Origin of the sequence: Burkholderia sp. 572 (genome assembly GCF_040545135.1) — a bacterium.
Classification (GTDB): domain Bacteria; phylum Pseudomonadota; class Gammaproteobacteria; order Burkholderiales; family Burkholderiaceae; genus Burkholderia; species Burkholderia cepacia.
In genome coordinates this window covers 313,310-333,072 of the sequence record NZ_JBEPLH010000007.1, presented here as the reverse complement: position 1 = coordinate 333,072, position 19,763 = coordinate 313,310, and the positions used below count along the sequence as shown (strand labels likewise).

20 protein-coding genes and 1 riboswitch are annotated in these 19,763 nt (G+C 66.3%); of the genes, 17 read left to right on the top strand and 3 right to left on the bottom strand.

Annotation, left to right across the window (positions count from 1 at the left end; translation table 11 throughout):
• The first annotated feature begins 5 nt into the window (after positions 1–5).
• The 7 genes from ABIC51_RS16205 to arsH all read left to right on the top strand — a co-directional run bounded on the left by ABIC51_RS16205 (position 6) and on the right by arsH (position 7,883).
• Positions 6–1,547: an efflux RND transporter periplasmic adaptor subunit gene (locus ABIC51_RS16205; protein WP_354006554.1), complete on the top strand. Its 1,542-nt coding sequence runs from the start codon at positions 6–8 to the stop codon at positions 1,545–1,547.
• A complete protein-coding gene (locus ABIC51_RS16200) occupies positions 1,544–4,750 on the top strand; it encodes an efflux RND transporter permease subunit (protein ID WP_354006553.1) in 3,207 nt (1,068 codons plus the stop codon). The genes ABIC51_RS16205 and ABIC51_RS16200 overlap by 4 nt, the downstream gene beginning before the upstream one ends.
• Positions 4,747–5,115, top strand: a complete 369-nt coding sequence (locus tag ABIC51_RS16195; protein ID WP_124545924.1) for a copper-binding protein — start codon at positions 4,747–4,749, stop codon at positions 5,113–5,115. The genes ABIC51_RS16200 and ABIC51_RS16195 overlap by 4 nt, the downstream gene beginning before the upstream one ends.
• A gap of 210 nt (positions 5,116–5,325) precedes the next feature.
• Positions 5,326–5,658, top strand: coding sequence for an ArsR/SmtB family transcription factor (locus tag ABIC51_RS16190; protein WP_027789840.1), 333 nt, complete (start codon positions 5,326–5,328; stop codon positions 5,656–5,658).
• Positions 5,655–6,725, top strand: coding sequence for an ACR3 family arsenite efflux transporter (arsB, locus tag ABIC51_RS16185; protein WP_059692948.1), 1,071 nt, complete (start codon positions 5,655–5,657; stop codon positions 6,723–6,725). The genes ABIC51_RS16190 and arsB overlap by 4 nt, the downstream gene beginning before the upstream one ends.
• 20 nt (positions 6,726–6,745) lie before the next feature.
• Positions 6,746–7,168: an arsenate reductase (glutaredoxin) gene (gene arsC / locus ABIC51_RS16180; protein ID WP_060171627.1), complete on the top strand. Its 423-nt coding sequence runs from the start codon at positions 6,746–6,748 to the stop codon at positions 7,166–7,168.
• Positions 7,146–7,883, top strand: a complete 738-nt coding sequence (arsH, locus tag ABIC51_RS16175) for an arsenical resistance protein ArsH (protein ID WP_080981935.1) — start codon at positions 7,146–7,148, stop codon at positions 7,881–7,883. The genes arsC and arsH overlap by 23 nt, the downstream gene beginning before the upstream one ends.
• Positions 7,884–7,956: 73 nt before the next feature.
• Here arsH and ABIC51_RS16170 read toward each other — a convergent pair whose 3' ends face one another.
• Positions 7,957–8,967 (bottom strand): sodium:calcium antiporter, encoded by a 1,011-nt coding sequence (locus ABIC51_RS16170; protein WP_354006552.1) that lies wholly within the window; start codon positions 8,965–8,967, stop codon positions 7,957–7,959.
• Between the two features lie 80 nt (positions 8,968–9,047).
• Positions 9,048–9,222, bottom strand: a riboswitch (yybP-ykoY riboswitch).
• A gap of 686 nt (positions 9,223–9,908) precedes the next feature.
• Here ABIC51_RS16170 and ABIC51_RS16165 point away from each other — a divergent pair.
• From ABIC51_RS16165 to ABIC51_RS16140, 6 genes are all read left to right on the top strand, one after another.
• Positions 9,909–11,171, top strand: coding sequence for a DUF6402 family protein (locus ABIC51_RS16165; protein ID WP_354006551.1), 1,263 nt, complete (start codon positions 9,909–9,911; stop codon positions 11,169–11,171).
• Positions 11,144–11,824: a hypothetical protein gene (locus ABIC51_RS16160; RefSeq protein ID WP_354006550.1), complete on the top strand. Its 681-nt coding sequence runs from the start codon at positions 11,144–11,146 to the stop codon at positions 11,822–11,824. The genes ABIC51_RS16165 and ABIC51_RS16160 overlap by 28 nt, the downstream gene beginning before the upstream one ends.
• 156 nt (positions 11,825–11,980) lie before the next feature.
• Positions 11,981–12,208 (top strand): DUF1289 domain-containing protein, encoded by a 228-nt coding sequence (locus tag ABIC51_RS16155; protein ID WP_080982157.1) that lies wholly within the window; start codon positions 11,981–11,983, stop codon positions 12,206–12,208.
• 126 nt (positions 12,209–12,334) lie between these two features.
• Positions 12,335–12,610 carry a metal/formaldehyde-sensitive transcriptional repressor gene (locus ABIC51_RS16150; protein ID WP_021159994.1) on the top strand — a complete coding sequence of 92 codons (276 nt, stop codon included), beginning with the start codon at positions 12,335–12,337 and terminating at the stop codon, positions 12,608–12,610.
• Between the two features lie 12 nt (positions 12,611–12,622).
• Positions 12,623–13,624, top strand: coding sequence for a CDF family Co(II)/Ni(II) efflux transporter DmeF (dmeF, locus tag ABIC51_RS16145; RefSeq protein WP_301764490.1), 1,002 nt, complete (start codon positions 12,623–12,625; stop codon positions 13,622–13,624).
• 2 nt (positions 13,625–13,626) lie between these two features.
• Complete coding sequence (locus tag ABIC51_RS16140; RefSeq protein ID WP_021159996.1) at positions 13,627–13,812, top strand: DUF1289 domain-containing protein; 186 nt, start codon at positions 13,627–13,629, stop codon at positions 13,810–13,812.
• A 70-nt stretch (positions 13,813–13,882) separates the two neighbouring features.
• Here ABIC51_RS16140 and ABIC51_RS16135 read toward each other — a convergent pair whose 3' ends face one another.
• A complete protein-coding gene (locus ABIC51_RS16135) occupies positions 13,883–15,295 on the bottom strand; it encodes a heavy metal sensor histidine kinase (protein WP_091920435.1) in 1,413 nt (470 codons plus the stop codon).
• The gene (locus ABIC51_RS16130) at positions 15,292–15,963 is read right to left on the bottom strand and encodes a heavy metal response regulator transcription factor (RefSeq protein ID WP_027789830.1); all 672 of its coding nucleotides are present in this window, start codon (positions 15,961–15,963) and stop codon (positions 15,292–15,294) included. Before ABIC51_RS16130 ends, ABIC51_RS16135 begins: the two co-directional genes overlap by 4 nt.
• Positions 15,964–16,229: 266 nt before the next feature.
• Here ABIC51_RS16130 and ABIC51_RS16125 point away from each other — a divergent pair, with 266 nt between their 5' ends.
• The 4 genes from ABIC51_RS16125 (at position 16,230) to ABIC51_RS16110 (ending at position 19,745) form a co-directional block, all read left to right on the top strand.
• Positions 16,230–16,586: a hypothetical protein gene (locus tag ABIC51_RS16125; RefSeq protein WP_146252393.1), complete on the top strand. Its 357-nt coding sequence runs from the start codon at positions 16,230–16,232 to the stop codon at positions 16,584–16,586.
• A 90-nt stretch (positions 16,587–16,676) separates the two neighbouring features.
• Positions 16,677–16,955: a hypothetical protein gene (locus tag ABIC51_RS16120; RefSeq protein ID WP_059688620.1), complete on the top strand. Its 279-nt coding sequence runs from the start codon at positions 16,677–16,679 to the stop codon at positions 16,953–16,955.
• Complete coding sequence (locus tag ABIC51_RS16115) at positions 16,952–18,448, top strand: TolC family protein (RefSeq protein ID WP_354006549.1); 1,497 nt, start codon at positions 16,952–16,954, stop codon at positions 18,446–18,448. The genes ABIC51_RS16120 and ABIC51_RS16115 overlap by 4 nt, the downstream gene beginning before the upstream one ends.
• Before the next feature lies 1 nt (position 18,449).
• Entirely contained in the window at positions 18,450–19,745 is a 1,296-nt protein-coding gene (locus ABIC51_RS16110) for a multicopper oxidase family protein (RefSeq protein WP_175899215.1), read from the top strand.
• Positions 19,746–19,763 lie beyond the last annotated feature (18 nt).

Sequence of the window (19,763 nt, the reverse complement as noted above, 5' to 3'; positions counted from 1 at the left end):
ACCTCATGAAGAAGCCATCCCTGGCACGCGCGGCGCTGTTGACGTTTGCCGCCGCGGCGCTGCTCGGAGCCGGTTACGTCGCAGGCATGCGCCATGCGGCGGGCGGCGTATCGGCCGCATCGTCCGTAGCGCCCGGCGCCGCACCTGCCGGCAAGACCGACCCGAACACGGGCCGCAAGGTGCTGTACTGGCACGACCCGATGGTGCCGAACCAGCACTTCGACAAGCCGGGCAAGTCGCCATTCATGGACATGCAGTTGCAGCCCGTCTATGCGGACGAGGGCGGCGGCGCGTCCGGTATCCGGATCGATCCGGGCCTGCAGCAGAATCTCGGCATCCGTTATGCGACCGTGCGCCGTCAGCAGACGGCGGCCGGATTCGATGCGGTGGGCACCACGCAGTTCGACGAATCGCGCGCAGAGGTCGTCCAGTCGCGCGTCACCGGCTACATCGATCGCCTCTATGCGCGTGCACCGATGCAGCGCATCGCGAAGGGCGCGCCGGTGGCGTCGCTGTTCGTGCCCGACTGGCTCGCGCCGCAGGAGGAATACCTCGCGCTCAAGCGCGGCGGGATGGACGGCAGCCTGCTCGATGCATCGCGCGCGCGGATGCGGGCGCTGTCGATTCCCGACGGCATGATCGCGAGCCTCGATCGCACCGGCCGCGCGCAGACGCACGTCGTGCTGACCGCGCCGGAAACCGGCGTCGTCAGCGAGCTGAACGTGCGGGACGGCGCGATGGTCGCGCCCGGACAGACGCTGGCGAAGATTGCGGGGCTGTCGACGCTGTGGCTCATCGTCGAGGTGCCGGAAGCGCTCGCGCTGAACGTGCAGCCGGGGATGCCGGTCGATGCGACGTTCGCGGGCGACCCGGCGCGGCGTTTCACCGGACGCATCCGCGAAGTGCTGCCCGGCATCAGCACGAGCAGCCGCACGCTGCAGGCACGCGTGGAGATCGACAACGCCGCGCTGAAGCTCACGCCCGGCATGCTGATGCACGTGCGGGTTGCCGGGAAGGCGAGCGTGTCGCGCCTGCTCGTGCCGTCCGAAGCGGTGATCGCGACCGGCAAGCGCACGATCGTCATCGTGAAGAACGGCGACGGCCGGCTCCAGCCGGTGCAGGTGACGACCGGCAACGACATCGGCGGCGACACGGAAGTGCTCGACGGGTTGAACGAAGGCGATACGGTCGTTGCATCGGGGCAGTTCCTGATCGATTCGGAGGCGAGCCTGAAGAGCGTGCTGCCGCGGCTGCGGAGCGACACCGGCGCAAGCGGGGCGGCGGTGACTTCCGAGCCGGCACCGAAAGCAGCGGCACCGATCTACGAAACCACCGGCAAGGTCGAACAGGTCACGGCAGACGACATCACGTTCTCGCATCAACCCGTGCCGGCGCTCGGCTGGGGCGCGATGACGATGACGTTCGGCAAGCCGTCGGCCGCCGCGTTCCCTGGCGTGAGGCCGGGCCAGACGGTGCGTTTCGCGTTCACGCAGACCGACGACGGTTATCGCCTGACGAAGGTCGAACCGCAGGGAGGCGAACGATGATCACGCGCATCATTCGCTGGTCGGTCCACAACCGCTTCCTCGTGCTGCTTGCCACCGTGCTGATCGCCGCGTGGGGCGTCCACTCCGTCGGGCAGACGCCGCTCGACGCGTTGCCCGATCTGTCGGACACGCAGGTGATCGTCAAGGCGTCGTATCCGGGCAAGGCGCCGCAGATCGTCGAGGACCAGGTGACCTATCCGTTGACGACCACGCTGCTCGGCGTGCCCGGTGCGAAAACCGTCCGCGCGTACTCGTCGTTCGGCGACGCGTTCGTCTACGTGCTGTTCGACGACCGCACCGATCCGTACTGGGCGCGCTCGCGCGTGCTCGAATACCTGAGCCAGGTGCAGAGCCGGCTGCCGGCCGGCGCGACCGTGTCGCTCGGGCCGGATGCGACCGGCGTCGGCTGGGTGTACGAGTACGCGCTCGTCGATCGCACCGGCCGTCACGATCCCGGGCAGCTGCGCGCGCTCAACGACTGGTTCCTGAAGTTCGAGCTGAAGGCCGTGCCGGACGTCTCGGAAGTCGCGAGCATCGGCGGCATGGTGCAGCAGTACCAGGTCGTGCTCGATCCGGACAGGCTGCGCGCGTACGGCATCACGCAGGCGGAAATCGCGAACGCGCTCGGCAACGCGAATCAGGCGTCCGGCGGCTCGGTCGTCGAGCTGGCCGAGTCGGAGTACATGGTGCGCTCGACCGGCTACCTGCGCACGCTCGACGATTTCCGGCACGTGGTGCTGCGCACGAACGACGCCGGCACGCCCGTGCTGCTCGGCGACGTCGCGCGCATCCAGGTCGGCCCCGCGATGCGGCGCGGGATCGCGGAGCTGAACGGGCAGGGCGAGGTGACGGGCGGCGTTGTCGTGATGCGCTCGGGCAAGAACGCGCTCACGACGATCGACGCGGTGAAGGCGAAGCTGGCCGACCTGAAGCGTTCGCTGCCGCCCGGCGTCGAGATCGTCACGACCTACGATCGCTCGCAACTGATCGAGCGCGCGGTGGGCAACCTGAAGGACAAGCTGATCGAGGAATTCGTCATCGTCGGCATCGTCTGCGCGGTGTTCCTGTTCCATCTGCGCAGCGCGTTCGTCGCGATCCTGTCGCTGCCGCTCGGCGTGCTGGCCGCGTTCATCGTGATGCGCTACCAGGGCGTCAACGCGAACCTGATGTCGCTCGGCGGGATCGCGATCGCGATCGGCGCGATGATCGACGCGGCGATCGTGATGATCGAGAACGCGCACAAGCATCTCGAGGCGTACGACCACGCGCATCCCGGCGAACCGGTCACGGCCGCGCGACGATGGGAGATCGTCGCAACGTCGGCCGCGGAGGTCGGGCCCGCGCTGTTCTTCTCGCTGCTGATCATCACGTTGTCGTTCATCCCGGTGTTTTCGCTGGAAGGGCAGGAAGGCAAGCTGTTCGCGCCGCTGGCGTTCACGAAGACCTACACGATCGCCGCCGCTGCCGGGCTGTCGGTGACGCTGGTGCCGGTGCTGATGGGTTATCTCGTGCGCGGCCGCATTCCGCACGAGCACGCGAACCCGATCAACCGCGTGCTGATCCGCGTGTACCGGCCGCTGCTCGAAGCGACGCTCCGGCGGCCGTGGGTCGCGATCGGCGTCGCGGTCGTCGCGCTCGGACTGACGGCCGTACCGTTGTCGCGGCTCGGCGGCGAATTCATGCCGCCGCTCGACGAAGGCGACCTGCTGTACATGCCGACCGCGCTGCCGGGCCTCTCCGCCGACAAGGCGAGCGAGCTGCTGCAGCAGACCGACCGGCTGATCAAGACCGTGCCCGAGGTCGACACGGTGTTCGGCAAGTCGGGCCGCGCCGATACCGCGACCGATCCCGCGCCGCTCGAGATGTTCGAAACGACGATCCGCTTCAAGCCGCGCAGCGCATGGCGGCCCGGCATGACGCCGGAGAAGCTCGTCGACGAACTCGACCGCGTGGTGAAGGTGCCGGGCCTGTCGAACGTGTGGGTGCCGCCGATCCGCAACCGGCTCGACATGCTGTCCACCGGCATCAAGACGCCGGTCGGCGTGAAGATTTCCGGGCCGGACCTGGCCGGGATCGACGCGATCGCGAAGCAGGTTGAGGCCGCGGTGAAGCGCGTGCCGGGCGTGACGTCCGCGCTTGCGGAACGGCTGAACGGCGGCCGTTACATCGACGTCGATATCGACCGGCTCGCGGCCGCGCGCTACGGATTGTCGGTGGCCGACATCCAGTCGGTCGTGTCTTCGGCGGTCGGCGGCGACGACGTCGGCGAAGTGATCGCGGGGCGCGAGCGCTTTCCGATCAACCTCCGCTACCCGCGCGAGATCCGCGATTCGGTCGAGAACCTGCGGCTGCTGCCGGTCGTTACCGCGCGCGGCGCGCAGATCCGCCTCGGCGACGTCGCGCGCATCGCGATCGCCGACGGGCCGCCGATGATCCGCAGCGAGAACGCGCGACTGTCCGGCTACGTGTACGTCGACATCCGCGGCACCGATCTGCGGAGCGCCGTGCGCGCGATGCAGCAGGCCGTCGCGCAACAGGTCGCGTTGCCGCCCGGCTATTCGATCGCGTGGTCGGGGCAGTTCGAGTATCTCGAACGCGCGGCGGCCAGGCTGCGCACCGTCGTGCCGGTCACGCTCGTGGTGATCTTCGTGCTGCTGTTTCTCACGTTCGGCTCGGCGGCCGATGCGCTGCTGCTGATGTCGACGGTGCCGTTCGCGCTGGTCGGCGGCTTCTGGCTCGTGTGGGCGCTCGGCCATGCGGTGTCCGTCGCGACGTCGGTGGGTTTCATCGCGCTCGCGGGCGTGGCCGCCGAATTCGGCGTCGTGATGCTGCTGTACCTGAAGGGCGCGCTGCAGCGCCGGCTCGATGCCGGCGAACCGCTGACCGACGCGCTGCTGCTCGACGCGATCCGCGAAGGCGCGGTGCTGCGCGTGCGGCCGAAGGCGATGACGGTCGCCGTCGTGCTCGCCGGCCTCGTGCCGATCATGGTCGGCCACGGTGCCGGTTCCGAAGTGATGCAGCGCATCGCCGCGCCGATGGTCGGCGGCATGGTCACGGCGCCGCTGCTGTCGATGTTCGTCATTCCCGCCGCCTGGCTCCTGCTTCAGCGCCGTCATGCGCGAAGCACGGGCCGCGTGCGGCATTCCGATGCAGTACCTCACGGCACGAACGTGCCATCCATCCCAACCGGAGAATCACGATGAAGAAGTGGATCACTGTCACCACCACCGCAGCCGTTCTCGCGACCGGCGCTTTCACCGCGCCGGCCTTCGCCGCCGGCGACATGGCCGGCATGGACATGCCGGGCATGAAGATGTCGTCGGGCAGTGCGGCCGAGTCGAACGCCGCGCTGACCGATGCCGAAGTGAAGAAGGTCGATGCCGCGAGCGGCCGGATCACGCTGAAGCACGGCGCGCTCGACAACGTCGGGATGCCTGCGATGACGATGGCGTTCAAGGCGAAGGACGCGGCGATGCTCGAGCACGCGCATGCGGGCGACAAGGTCAAGGTGCGGATCGAGAAGGTCGACGGCACGCTGACGATCGTCAAGCTCGTGAAGGCGTCCTGACCTGACGGCGCGCCGGTGCCTCGCCGATCCGTGAACCGGGGCGGCGGCCGCACCGGCGTCGCGCATGTCGGGCCGGATGCGGCTCGCGCGGCGGCGTTCGGCGATGCGCGGCGGGTCGGGTGCAGCCCGGTTATGCCGTTCGACAGGGGCTCGGCACCTTTATTTCAACAATTCTTGAAATATGGAAATGAAGACGCTATCCTTCGCGCCATGGACTCCAATCTCGTCGTGCGCGCCCTGGGCGCGCTTGCTCATGAAGCGCGCCTGGCCATCTTTCGCGCGCTGGTCGTCGCCGGGCCGCAAGGGCTGCCGGCCGGTGCGATCGCCCAGCAGATCGGGCTGTCGCCATCGAGCCTGTCGTTTCATCTGAAGGATTTGTCGCATGCGGAGCTGGTCACCGCGCGTCAGGATGGCCGGTTCATCTATTACGCGGCGAACTTCGAATCGATGAGCGGCCTCATCGGGTTCCTGACCGAAAACTGCTGCGCCGGCGCTGCGTGCGGCGTGACGGCGGCGCCGGCCTGCTGCGGGGATCGCACGTGAGCGGCTCGAACGCGGCCCCGTCGCAAGCCGCGGCGGCCAGGCCCGCCATCGGATCATTCGAGCGCTACCTGACCGTCTGGGTGGCGCTGTGCATCGTGCTCGGCATCGCGCTGGGCCTGGCACTGCCGGGGCTCTTTCAGCGCATCGGCCGCCTGGAATACGCTCAGGTCAACCTGCCCGTCGGGTTGTTGATCTGGGTGATGATCGTGCCGATGCTCGTCAAGGTCGACTTCGGCGCGTTGCATGAGGTTCGCCAGCACGTGCGGGGGATCGGCGTCACGCTCGTCGTGAACTGGCTCGTCAAGCCGTTTTCGATGGCCCTGCTCGGCTGGCTGTTCATCCGGCAGCTGTTCGCGCCGATGCTGCCGGCCGACCAGATCGACAGTTATATCGCCGGCCTGATCCTGCTGGCCGCCGCGCCGTGCACGGCGATGGTGTTCGTGTGGAGCCGGCTGACCGGCGGCGATCCGTTGTTCACGCTGTCGCAGGTCGCGCTGAACGACAGCATCATGGTGATCGCTTTCGCGCCGCTCGTCGGCCTGCTGCTGGGGATGTCCGCCATCACGGTGCCATGGGCGACGCTGCTCACGTCGGTCGTGCTCTATATCGTCATCCCGGTGATCCTCGCGCAAGCGTGGCGCAGGCTGTTGCTCGCCAGGGGGCAGGCGGCGTTCGACCGCGCGATGGCGAAGATCGGCCCCTGGTCCATCGCCGCGCTGCTGGCCACGCTGGTGCTGCTGTTCGCGTTCCAGGGCGAGGCGATCCTGAAGCAGCCGCTGGTGATCGCGCTGCTCGCGGTGCCGATCCTGATCCAGGTGTTCTTCAACGCAGCGCTCGCCTATGGGCTCAATCGCGTCGTCGGCGAGAAACACAGCATCGCGTGCCCGTCGGCGCTGATCGGCGCGTCCAACTTTTTCGAGCTGGCCGTGGCGGCTGCCATCAGCCTGTTCGGCTTCCACTCGGGCGCGGCGCTCGCGACCGTCGTCGGCGTGCTCATCGAGGTGCCGGTCATGCTGCTCGTCGTGCGCGTCGTCAACCGTTCGAAGGGCTGGTACGAGCGCGCGTGAAATCAATCAGGATTCCGGAAATGACCGACATCACGATCTATCACAACCCCGATTGCGGTACGTCGCGCAACACGCTGGCGATGATACGCAACAGCGGCGTCGAACCGCGTGTCGTGCTGTACCTCGACACGCCGCCCGGGCAAGCGGAATTGCGCGCGCTGATCGCGGCGATGGGCATCCCCGTTCGCGACGTGCTGCGTCGCAAGGGCACACCGTATGACGCGCTCGATCTCGACAATCCGAAATGGAGCGACGACGATCTGATCGGCTTCATGGTCGCGCATCCGCTCCTGATCAATCGCCCGATCGTCGTCACCCCGCTCGGCACGCGGCTGTGCCGCCCGTCCGAACGGGTGCTCGACATCCTGCCCGATCCGCAGAACGGGCCGTTTGCGAAGGAAGACGGCGAAATCGTGATCGATGCGGAGGGCAAGCGTGTCTGACCGCCTGAACGATCTGCCGCAACTCGACGCCGCGCTGTTTCGCGTGCCGGATGCGAGCCAGCTGCAACCCGCGCGCCCGTCGACGCATCCGCCACGCATCGTGCTGCTCTACGGTTCGTTGCGCGCGCGTTCGTTCAGCCGGCTGCTGGTCGAGGAGGCGGCGCGGCTGCTGACGGCCATGGGCGCCGATGCCAGGATCTTCAATCCGTCCGGCTTGCCGTTGCCCGACGATGCACCCGAGCATCACCCGAAGGTGGCGGAGTTGCGCGAGCTCGTGCAATGGTCGGAGGGCATGGTGTGGTGTTCCCCCGAGCGGCACGGCGCGATGACCGGCGTGATGAAAGCGCAGATCGACTGGATTCCGCTGTCGGTCGGCGCGGTACGGCCGACGCAGGGCAAGACGCTGGCGGTCATGCAGGTCAGCGGCGGATCGCAATCGTTCAACGCGGTCAACCAGATGCGGGTGCTCGGGCGCTGGATGCGCATGCTGACCATTCCGAACCAGTCGTCCGTCGCGAAGGCGTTCATGGAGTTCGGCGACGACGACAGGATGAAGCCGTCCGCGTATTTCGACCGGGTCGTCGACGTCATGGAGGAACTGGTCAAGTTCACGCTGCTCACGCGCGACGTCGGCGCGTACCTGACGGACCGGTACAGCGAGCGCAAGGAAAGCGCCGAACAGCTGTCGCAGCGTGTGAACCAGACGCGCATCTGAACCGCTCGCGGGCACGCGGCGCGGCGGTGCATCGTTCGCACCGGGGCAGCGTGCCCGTACCGGGTGAGCCGGGTTAGCGGGCCAGTGTCAGGAACAGATAGGCTGCGTAACCCGCGCCGTTCGCCAGCAACGCCCAGATCGCGAGCCCGCGCGTGCGCGCGTTGACGCGCAGCCATGCGGCGGCCGCGAGCGTGACGATCACGCCGGTCAGCACTTCGAGGCGCGGCTCCCACGGCGTCAGCATGATGCCGATCGCCGGCAGCAGCGTGCCCTGGAACACCATCGCGCCGGTGATGTTGCCGAACGCGAGCGTGTCCTTCCCGCGGCGGATCCACAGCACGCTGTTGACCTTCTCTGGCAGCTCCGTCGCGATCGGCACGATGATCAGCGACAGCAGCAGGGCCGATACGCCGAGCACGTGCGATACGCCTTCCACGCCGTGAATGAAACCCTTCGCCCCGCCGACCAGCAGCGCGACGCCGATGAGCAGCTGCAGCGCGATGGTCGCAAGATTGGTCGGCACGCCCAGGCGCGACAGGAACATCTTGTGCGGCGCCTCGGTGCCATGCCCGGCATCGACGAGCTGGCTCGACGCACGGAACGTCATCACGACATACATCACGTAGATCCCGACCAGCATCGCGGCGAGCAGCGCGCGCACGGCGCTGTTGTGATGCGGGACGAACATCGCGGCGGTGGCCAGCGAGAACGCGGCGAGAAAGTAGTTCAGGTCGCGCACGAAACCCGTCCGTTCGGGCGCGATCGTGCCGCGCAGCCCGCGCGAGCGGATCACCGCGAGCGTCATCAGGAACGTGGTGAGCGTGGCGAGCATCAGCGGCGCGCCGAGAATCGCGCCGACACCGATCTCCTCGTTCACGGCCGGGTTCGCCGTGCCGCCGGCGAGCGCGAGCAGCGGCACCATCGTTTCGGGCAGCGCGGTGCCGACGGCGGCGAACAGCGAACCGGTGACGCCTTCGGAAATCTTCAGGCGTTCGCCGAGATGTTCGAGCGCATTGGTGAAGACCTCGGCGGCGACGAGGATGACGATCAGCATGACCGCCAGTTCGACGAACATGAACGTCATGCGGCACCTCCGCAGGCATGCGTGCGGACGGGGACGGCGGCGAAACGCGGGGAGAGGGCGGCGGGGAACATGGGGACTCCGTGGTCGGACGTTGACGAACCATGGCACATCCGCCGACGTCCGACCAGGAACGACGCGATGTGCCGATGGTCTCGCCAGGCCGATCAGGCTGAACGCGCCACGGCCGCAGGCCGAGTGTGTTGACGCGTTCGCTTTCCGGAGACGGAAAGCAGGCTACTCCCCAAAGACGAAGGGCAGTCTAGCCGAGCGGGTTGCTTTCGACAAGCCTTCATTTCGTACGGCATTGTCGGGTCGGTGGGTATGGGGAGACGCTGAATGACTGGGCACGCAATGATCTGGCCGATGTGATGTGTCGATCGTGGGGCCGACGGAAGTGGTCACAAAAGAGGCGAAAGTGCTCGTTGTCAAAGACGAGGTTGACCGTCCGGCAGAACCCGTCGCTGCAGTACACGCGCATCTCGTCGGTGACGTGCTGCAAATGCCCTTTGAGGGCCGGCAGACTAACCATGCCGGAGCGACTGGCATGGACCGACATCTGCGGCGGTATCGATGGGCGGTTGGTGACCATCTTCGTGTGATCGGGGTGCGATTTCGTCGAGGACGTTCGTGGCGGGATGCGGGACACATACCACTGCGGCCCGTCGACGCGAATCTCTTCACTCCACGCGTCCGGCCCCCGTGGAGGCTGACACGGTCGCCTTATTGGCAGACGAGGGGGCTGCGGAACTCGAGGACGAGATGTTGAGCCGTGTGGCGACGAAACCTTCTGTAACAGTCGTGCCGCCGGAAGACTGCCCGTACCGCTATGTCCTACGTAGGTTCGGCTGGATCTGACAAGTTGTCTTCGTTATCGACGTTGGAAATGCCGGGGTTTTGATTACGCTGAGACCGGTTCTCTCGCGAATCATCATTCAAGCGCTATGCCCGACGTCAAAAAAGTCCCGTATTACCAGCTGGAATCCGGAGTCTTCTATTCCGGCAAACGTTGGAAATGTCACGCTGGAGTGGTCGGATGCATTCCCATCGACACGCAGCAAAAAATCTCGTTCGACAGGCGTGCGCCGAACGAGCCGCCATCGCCGCCCAAGGCACCTGCACCGGTCAAGCCGCATCACACGTCCACCCCTGCGCCAGCGCCCACCGAACCGCCTGCCAAACCGCAGCCGAACGACAAGCCTCGGGACGCGGAGCAGGCCGACAAATTGCCCGAGTTCGATCTGCAGGACATCCCCAAAGCGATGGACAAGATGGGCTGGCCAATCTCGGCCAAGCTGGCGCGGAAATGGTTTGCGAGCCCAAGACATGTCTATAACAACGACCTCAACTCTGTACAGCCGCTCGATGACACGACGGTTTCCCTGGATTGGGCTCTGAAATTTCGCGGTGCAACGGAACGATTCAATCAGCTTGTCCGGCAAGCGATTTACACGCCGAATGCCGCACGCGCAGTAACGAAAGTCCTGGCGCCCGTGGTCGAGCGGAGTTTTTCGACCGGACAAGTGAGCGCGGCAGGTATTGTTATCGACACCTCCCCGTTTCTGACTGCTCCGCTCCAGTTTCACATCGCCTGGGGATTTCAGTACCAGCCAGTATCATCCCTCGACACGCTCGACGGTACCGCGATGACGGATTTGACCGGCGCCCTGGCGAACTTCAATTTCTACGCTGCCGTAGGGAAGGCGGCCGTTACCGGCGAACGCTTTTATCAATACGAAGGCGAGAACAGGGTCTTCTGTCTCGAGCCTGTCGCGCGGATTACCCACGTCTATGTCTACATCAAAGACAGCTATTCGTTCAACGACGATTCGCTTTCCAAGAGCCAATACCTCGGCCACTGGAACAGGAACAGGAACGGGATGGTTCTGTCCTATGCCGCGGCGGTCAACGATTTTTTCAAAAGCAGCAACTTGAACGTCGGGAACTCGACTATTGAAGAATGGCGGTATCTCCCCGCGGGCGAGGAGGTCAACAAGCCGATCGACAAACGCACCAGCCTTTTTCGGAAGTTCCTGGCGAAGGATGTCTACTGGCCAGTTCATAACAAGACGTACCGCGACTGGAGGTCGGCGCATAATCGTGGTGGCGACTTCATGGTCTACAGTCGCCCTAAACTCATCAAGCTGGACAAACCGATCATTCTGAAATTCGACACCGTATGCAGAACCGTCCCGGCCGAGCAATGAAGGCGACCGCCGTCATTCTCAAAGCGGTTTCGACCGTTGTCGTCACATGCCTGGTTGTCGCCATTGCATGGATGTTTTTGCCAGTGGACGTCAGGAATGCGATCGTGCTTTTCTCGCTCAAGCATGCGAAGAGCACGATCTTCGCCATCACGTCGATCATCTTCGTGATCTACTTCTACCGGCTTGTCAGAAATATCGGCCATTTCAGCAGAACGATGCGCGCAGGACTGGCGATCGTCACGCTGGGCTTCCTGGCAATCTTCTATCTCGTCAGCGTTCGCGGGATCACGACCGACGAAACCGACTGCCAGCGATACAACTACAACGCGAAACTGAACGGCGGCATCAAGCAGGTCGATGGCACAACCTATATCGTCAACATCTGCGGAAGTGGCCACCGCGGCGACGTCCTCTTTGCTGACCAAAACGAACAGATCAAAATCGTCGTGGCCGATGAGCACGGATCGACACTTGCTACCCGGCTGTTTTTCGTCTTCTGGGGCGGCCGGCCTGGAAACGATCCAATCGAGATCCACGACGGCAAGCTGATCTACTTCGACGCATCGGATGCGTACGACAGCACGCGGACGATCTCGATGCCGCCGACCACGATAGATTGGGTCGCGGCGAGAATTCCGATTTCGCTGCGCTGATCCGGGTGCTGAAACCCGTCGCAGTCCACGCGACGGCCCGAGCCACGTATGCCCGCTCGTGTCGGTCGAGACTGCCGATGCAGCGCGTGACGTGCGATTCGACGATGTTTCCCATGTGATCGCCGAAGTGATTGCGCCTGCGAAGGCGGCCTGATCGTGGCCGTGAAATCGCCGTGCGTCGAGCCGTGTGTGTTCGCCGGCCGTATCGGATTCTGCGTGGGCTGGCTGCGGACGCGCGACGAGGTGCGTGACTGGAAGAGGCGGACCGATCGTCGCCGGCACAAGATACTGAACGGCGGCACGTGCCGGCAATCATCGTGCTCATGGTGCCATCGGCGTCGATGCGCCGACGACCAGACTTCCCGCGCCGAGAAACAGCCTTGACGCTTCGCATCTAGCCGAGCGGATACCTTTCGACAAGCCTTCATCCCGAAAAAATATACCCCTCTCCCCTATACGGGAACCCTTCCGGATATATACTCCCCCTCCCTATTCAGGAGCCCGTCGTCGATGAGCCATACCGTTCGTGAAAAACAGAAGCTGCTGAACCGCGTGCGCCGGATCAAGGGCCAGGTCGAGGCCATCGAGCGCGCGCTCGGGGAGGAGCGCGGCTGCAACGAGGTCCTGCAATTGATCACGAGTTGTCGCGGCGCGATGAACGGGCTGCTGGCCGTCGTGCTGGAAGACCACATTCGCGAGCATCTGGTCGATGCGCACGAACCTGACGCACACGAAGGCAGCGCGACCGAGCAGCTGATCGACGTGGTGCACAGCTATTTCAAGTAATCGAGGCAGGACATGAACGCTTTCCGGGATGACGCGTTCGGCGCGGGGCACGACCATATCTTCCTCGGTGCGGCGCACGAGCAGAACGAACGCAGGACGTGGATGGTCATCGGCCTGTGCTCGGCAATGATGGTGGCCGAGATCGTCGGCGGCACGCTGTTCGGGTCGCTCGCGCTCGTCGCCGACGGGTTGCACATGTCGACGCACGCGGGCGCGATGCTGATCGCCGCGCTGGCCTATACCTATGCGCGCAAGCATGCCGACGATCCGCGCTTCGTGTTCGGCACCGGCAAGCTGGGCGACCTGGCCGGGTTCACGAGCGCGATCGTGCTCGCGATGATCGCGATCCTGATCGGCTACGAGGCCGTTGCGCGTCTGCTGGCGCCCGTACCCATTCACTTCGGCGAAGCGATTCCGATTGCCGTGCTGGGGCTCGCGGTGAACCTTGCCAGCGTGTGGCTGCTGAGCGGCGGCCATCACCACGGGCATGGTCATGGTCATCATCATGGGCACGACCACGACCATGATCACGACGATGACCATCATGCGCATCACGGTCACGGTTCGCACACGGCAGCCCATCGCGACCACAACATCCGGTCGGCCTACGTTCACGTGATCGCCGACGCGGCCGTGTCGGTGCTGGCCATCGTCGGCCTGCTGCTCGCACGTGCATTCGGCTGGGTCTGGATGGACCCCGTTGCGGGCATTGTCGGCGCGCTCGTGATCACGAACTGGTCGTACGGGCTGATGCGCGATACCGGCGGCATCCTGCTCGACGTCAACGTGGATCGCAAACTGGCGGCGCGCATACGTGATGCGATCGAGGCGCTGGGCGACAAGGTCAACGATCTTCACGTGTGGCGTGTCGGCCCGGGCCACATGAGTGCGATCGTGTCGGTCGAGACCGTCGAGACGGGGCGCGACGCGCGTTTCTACCACGCGCTGATCGAGAGTTTCGACGGCGTGTCGCACGTGACCGTCGAAGTGATGACGCCTGCGAAGGCAGCCTGACCGTGGCCGTGAAATCACCGTGTATCGAGCTGTGCGCGTTCGACGGCCGGACGGGCTTTTGTGTCGGCTGCCTGCGCACGCGCGACGAGGCGCGTGACTGGAAGAAGCTGACCGACCATCGCCGGCACCAGATACTGAACGACCGCAATCGCCGCCAGGCGAAAATCCGGCGCGAACCGGGAGAGTGAAGGGGCGTTGTCGTGCTTCGCCTGGTGTCGCGCCGGCCGTCATGCCGACGCGACACGCGCGGGAAACGCCTTACCCCTCGACGCCGCGCGGAAAATGCAGCGCAAACGTCGTGCGCCCGTCACGGCTTGCGACCTCGACCTTGCCACGATGCAGCTCCATGATCGATTTCACGATCGCGAGCCCGAGGCCCGCGTTGCGCGCCGCGCCGTGCCGCGACGAATCGATGCGGTAGAAGCGCTCGAAGATCCGTTCGACCTGTTCGGGTGGAATCGCGGCGCCGCGATTGGTGACTTCGACGACCGCATACCCGCCTTGCGTGGACACCGCCAGCTCGATCGTCGACCCGGCTTGCGCGTGTTCGAGCGCGTTCGACGCGAGATTGCTGACGGCGCGCCGGAACAGCGTCGCATCGGCGGCGACGGTCGCTTCGCCTTGCACGTCGATGCTTACGCCGGCTTCATCGGCAAGCGCCTGGAAATACGACGCGAGCCGGCGCAGTTCGCCGCCCGCGTCAAGTTCGGCGGTCTTCAGGTGCTGACGCGCATTGTCGGTGCGTGCGAGAAACAGCATGTTCTCGATCATCCGCTGCAGCCGTTCGCATTCCTCGATGTTCGAATCGATCAGCGCTTCGTATTCCTCGGTCGTGCGCGCGCGCGACAGCGTGACCTGCGACGAACTGATCACGTTGGCGAGCGGCGTGCGCATGTCGTGCGCGAGATCGGACGAGAACTGGGAGAGCCGCACGAACGCGCGTTCGAGGCGGTCGAGCATCCGGTTGACCGACGTCGCGAGTTCACGCAGCTCGACCGGGCCGCCACGCGCGTCGAGCCGCGCGTTCAGGTTGTGCGCCTCGATACGTGACGTCTGCCGGCCGAGGCTCTCGACCGGGCGCAGGCCGCGCGACGCGACCGCGTAACCGAGCGCGCCGACCAGCAGCGCGCCCGCGGCCGCCGCGAGCCAGATGTCGACGCGGTAGCTTTCGAGCAACGACTGGCGATCGGTCGCCGTGCGTGCAAGCGCAACCTGGATCGCATCGCCGGACGGCAGCGTGGCGCGCGCATACACGCAGCGCGACGTGCCGATGCCGGGCGGCGCGCACGTGAACGGGGTGCCGGTTGCGCCGGCCGGATGGGGCGCGGCGATCACCGACGCCAGCGTGTGGCCGGCTTCGTCGGAATGCTCGACGAGCGCGCGGTTCCGCGCGTCGTAGATGCCGAGATAGACGCCCGGATGCGACAGCAGCACTTCATGAAACACGGCCGGATCGGCGCGCAGCGCGGCAGCCGAGCCGCTCGCGTGCGCAAGCTGCAGGAACTGGTTGAGCTTGCCGGAGATCTCGATGTCGTCGCGCCGCGTCAGCTCGGCGGACAGCGAGCGATACAGGTACGCGCCGGTCAGCGCGAACACGAGCGCGGCGACGACGGCGAACGCCAGCGTCAGGCGCCGCAGCAGCGAATACGAGGCCGGGCTGCTGCGCGTCACGAACGATCCTCGAGCACGTAGCCCATCCCGCGGATCGTGTGGATCAGCTTCTTCTCATGGGCGTTGTCGATCTTCGCGCGCAGGCGTTTGATCGCGGCATCGACGACGTTCGTGTCGCTGTCGAAATTCATGTCCCAGATCTGCGACGTGATGAAGGTGCGTGTCAGCACTTCGCCTTCGCGTTCGGCGAGCAGCTGCAGCAGCGCGAATTCCTGCGCGGTCAGGTCGATGCGGGTGTCGGCGCGCCGCACGCGGCGGCGGATCAGGTCGACTTCGAGATCGGCGACATGCAGGATGTCGCGCACGTTGCGCGGCGCGCGTCGCAGCAGCGAGCGGATGCGCGCGAGAAACTCGGCATACGCGAACGGCTTGAGCAGGTAGTCGTCGGCACCCAGCTCGAGCCCGGCGACCTTGTCCTCGATCGCCTCGCGCGCCGTGAGCAGCAGCACCGGCGTCTGCTTCTGCGCGCGCAGGCGCCGGAGCACCTCGAAGCCATCCATTTCCGGCAGCATCACGTCGAGCACGACGAGATCGAAATCCTCGTGCAGCGCAAGGAACAGCCCGTCCTTGCCGGTTTCCGCGATGTCGACCGTGTAGCTCGCCTCCATCAGCCCTTTCCGGAGGTACGACGCCATCTTGGGTTCGTCTTCGACTATCAGTATCCGCATGGTGAGGCAGGCTGTCCGTGATTCCAGCCGGTCAGTGTAACGCGTGAGTATAGGGCGCCGAGCGTGCGCGAAGAATGACCGCCGGATGACGGAATTGTCATGAAGCGCTTGCGGCGCGTCGCACGCGTTTCATGAAAATCCGGTCATGTTTCGGCCATGTCGTCGTCACCGCGACGGCGATAAGCTGCGGCCGTCTTGTCCCCCGGCACGCGCTGTCACGGCGCCGCGCCGGCCCATCCGGTCGTTGCCTGCCTGATTCCGCATCCATGTCGTACTGGCGCAAATTCCTCCTTGTCGTGCTGCTGGCGCTGAGCCTGCCGATCCAGTCGTTCGCGACTGTTTCGATGCAGTGCGAACGCGTTGCCGTCGCGCCGATGGAAGCGGCGTCGCACACAATGCCGGCCGCGCAGGACGGCCATCACGACGCCGATAGCCACGCCCGGCATGCGCCGGCGTGTTCCGCGTGCGTGTCCTGCTGCATCGGCGCCGGCATGTCGGGCGCGCCCGCCGTGCCCGCCGCGGCCGGCGTTCGCGCGGCGATCGTCTCGCCACCGCCCGCGGCCGGGGTCGTGTCGTTCCTGACCGGCGGCATCGACAGGCCGCCGCGCCGGCTTCTCGTCTAGACCCCGCCCGCGGCCCCGACCGGCCGTGCTCCGCAATCCGCTCCGGCGGCGGCATCCCGTCCGCCGCACGACACACGACGAGACCCATTCATGCGATTGATTACTGCGGCGCTGCTTGGCGCGGCGGCCATCGTGCCGTCGCTCGCGCCTGCGCAAACCCCGCTGCCCGATCCGGCGGACGCCGCCGCGGCGGTGCCGGACGTCACCGTGACATCCGCATTCGACGGCTACCGGCCGTATCGTGACGACGAAGGCCCGGGCTGGAAACAGCTGAACCGCGACGTGACGGAACGGCCCGCGAAGGGGCGCACGACCGGTCGTGCGGCTGGCGGCGCTACCCGTTCGATGCACGAGGAGGCCGCGCGATGACGAGGCTGTCGATCTCGCCGAGGATCGGCGCGGCCGCGGCCGTGCTGGCCTTCCTCGCCGGCTGTACGACGTTTTCGAAGGACGGCGGTTTCGACGCGGTGTCGTCCGTCGCGTCGGAGCGCATCGGCAAGGACGCGGTCGTGGTCAGGACCGACGCCGACCGTGAAGCCGTCGACACGCGCACGAAGGAACTGCTCGCCAAGCCGCTGTCGATCGACGATGCGGTGCAGGTCGCGCTGCTGAACAACCGCGGCCTGCAGGCGTCGTACGCGGAACTGGGGCTGTCGGAGGCCGATCTCGTCCAGGCCGGCCGGCTGCCGAATCCGCGTTTCGCGTTCAGCCGCACGCGCGCGGGCGACGGCGAGCTGACCCTCGGCCGCACGTTCTCGGCGAACGTGTTCGCGCTGCTGACCCTGCCGCTTGCGACGAACATCGAACGCCGCCGCTTCGAGCAGACCAAGCTCGAAACCGCCGACGCGATGCTGAAGGTGGCCGCCGACGCGCGCCGCGCGTATGTCGAGGCCGTCGCGGCCGAACAGGCCGCGAACTATGCAGGGCAGGTGCGCGATGCCGCGAGCGCGGCCGCCGAACTGGCGCAGCACATGCGGCAGGCCGGCAACTTCAGCCGCCTCGATTACGCGCGGGAGCAGGCGTTCCACGCCGATGCGGTTGCGCAGCACGCGAAGGCGCGCCAGCAGGCCGTGGCCGCGCGCGAGAAGCTCACGCGCGCGATGGGGCTGTGGGGCGAACGCACGCAATACGCGCTGCCCGAGCGCTTGCCCGACCTGCCGAAAGCGCGGCCGAACCTGCCCGATCTCGAACGCTTCGCGATGCGCAACCGCCTCGACATCCAGGCCGCGAAGCTGCAGACGCAGGGTGTCGCGTCGTCGCTCGGCCTGAGCAAGGCCACGCGCTTCGTCAATGCGGTGGATCTCGGCTACGTGAACGACTACGAGACCGGCAAGGGGCACGAGCACGGCTTCGAGATCAGCGTCGAGATTCCGCTGTTCGACTGGGGCGGCGCGAAGGTCGCGCGGGCGGAGGCCGTCTACATGCAGTCGGCGAACCGGCTCGCGAAAACGGCCATCGACGCGCGTTCCGAAGTGCGCGAATCGTATGCGGCCTACGTGACGAGCTACGACGTCGCCACCCACTATCGCGACGAAGTCGTGCCGCTGCGCAAGACGATCTCGGACGAGCTGCTGCTGCGCTACAACGGGATGCTCGCGAGCGTGTTCGAGCTGCTGGCCGATGCACGCGAGCAGGTCGGCGCGGTGAACGGCTACATCGATGCGCTGAAGGACTACTGGCTCGCCGAAACCGATCTGCAGATGGCCGTCGGGGGGCGGCTGCCGACGCCGGGCGACGTGCCGCGTGCGACGCCATCTGCCCGGCCGGAATCCGCTTCCAACGCCGACGCTGCGCCGCAGCCGGCTCCCACCCCCGCGGCGCCACCGGCGCCCGCGACGCAAACGCATCCGGAAGGTCATTGACATGGTGTCCCGTCGACAATTTCTCAGCCACTCGGGCGCCGCGCTGCTCGGTTCGGCGATGGTCAGCAAGGCCGGCGCCGCGTCGTTGCCGGAAGCGCCCACGATGGCGAAAACCGGCACGCAGCCGCCGCTCGTGCCGCCGAACGGCCGGCCGTACACGCCCGTCGCGACGCTGAACGGCTGGACGCTGCCGTGGCGGATGAAGAACGGCTGGAAGGAGTTCCACCTGACGGCCGAGCCCGTCGTGCGCGAGATGGCGCCCGGCATGAACGCGAACCTGTGGGGCTACAACGGCCAGTCGCCCGGGCCGACGATCGAGGCCGTCGAAGGCGACAAGGTGCGCATCTTCGTGACCAACCGGCTGCCCGAGCACACGACGATCCACTGGCACGGGCTGCGGCTGCCGAACGGGATGGACGGCGTCGGCGGCCTCACGCAGCCGCATATCCCGCCCGGCAAGACCTTCGTCTACGAGTTCCAGCTCGAGGCGCACGGCACGTTCATGTATCACCCGCACGCCGACGAGATGGTGCAGATGGCGATGGGGATGATGGGCATGTTCATCGTGCACCCGAAGGATCGCGGCACAATGCCGGTCGATCGCGACTTCGTGTTCCTGCTCGCCGCGTACGACATCGATCCGGGCAGCTACACGCCGCGCGTGAACGAGATGACGGACTTCAACATGTGGACGTTCAATTCGCGCGTGTTCCCGGGCATCGATCCGCTGCCGGTGCGCGCGGGCGACCGCGTGCGGATTCGTTTCGGCAACCTGACGATGACGAACCATCCGATTCACCTGCACGGCTACAGCTTCGAAGTGGCGGGCACCGACGGCGGCTGGATTCCGCCGGCGGCGCGCTGGCCGGAAGTGACGGCCGATGTCGCGGTGGGCCAGATGCGCGCGATCGAATTCACCGCCGATCGCCCGGGCGACTGGGCCTTCCACTGCCACAAGTCGCATCACACGATGAATGCGATGGGCCATCAGGTGCCGAATTTGATCGGCGTGCCGCAGAAGGATCTCGCGCAGCGCATCGGCAAGCTCGTGCCCGACTACATGGCGATGGGCAGCACGGGCGGCGCGATGGGCGGCATGGAGATGCCGCTGCCCGACAACACGCTGCCGATGATGACGGGCACGGGCCCGTTCGGGCCGCTGGAGATGGGCGGCATGTTCACGGTCTGCAAGGTGCGGCAGGGCCTCGGCCGCAACGACTACCGCGATCCGGGCTGGTTCAGGCATCCGAAGGGCACCGTCGCGTACGAGTACACCGGCGAACTGTCGGACGGTTGAGCAGCAGCATGCGGCGGC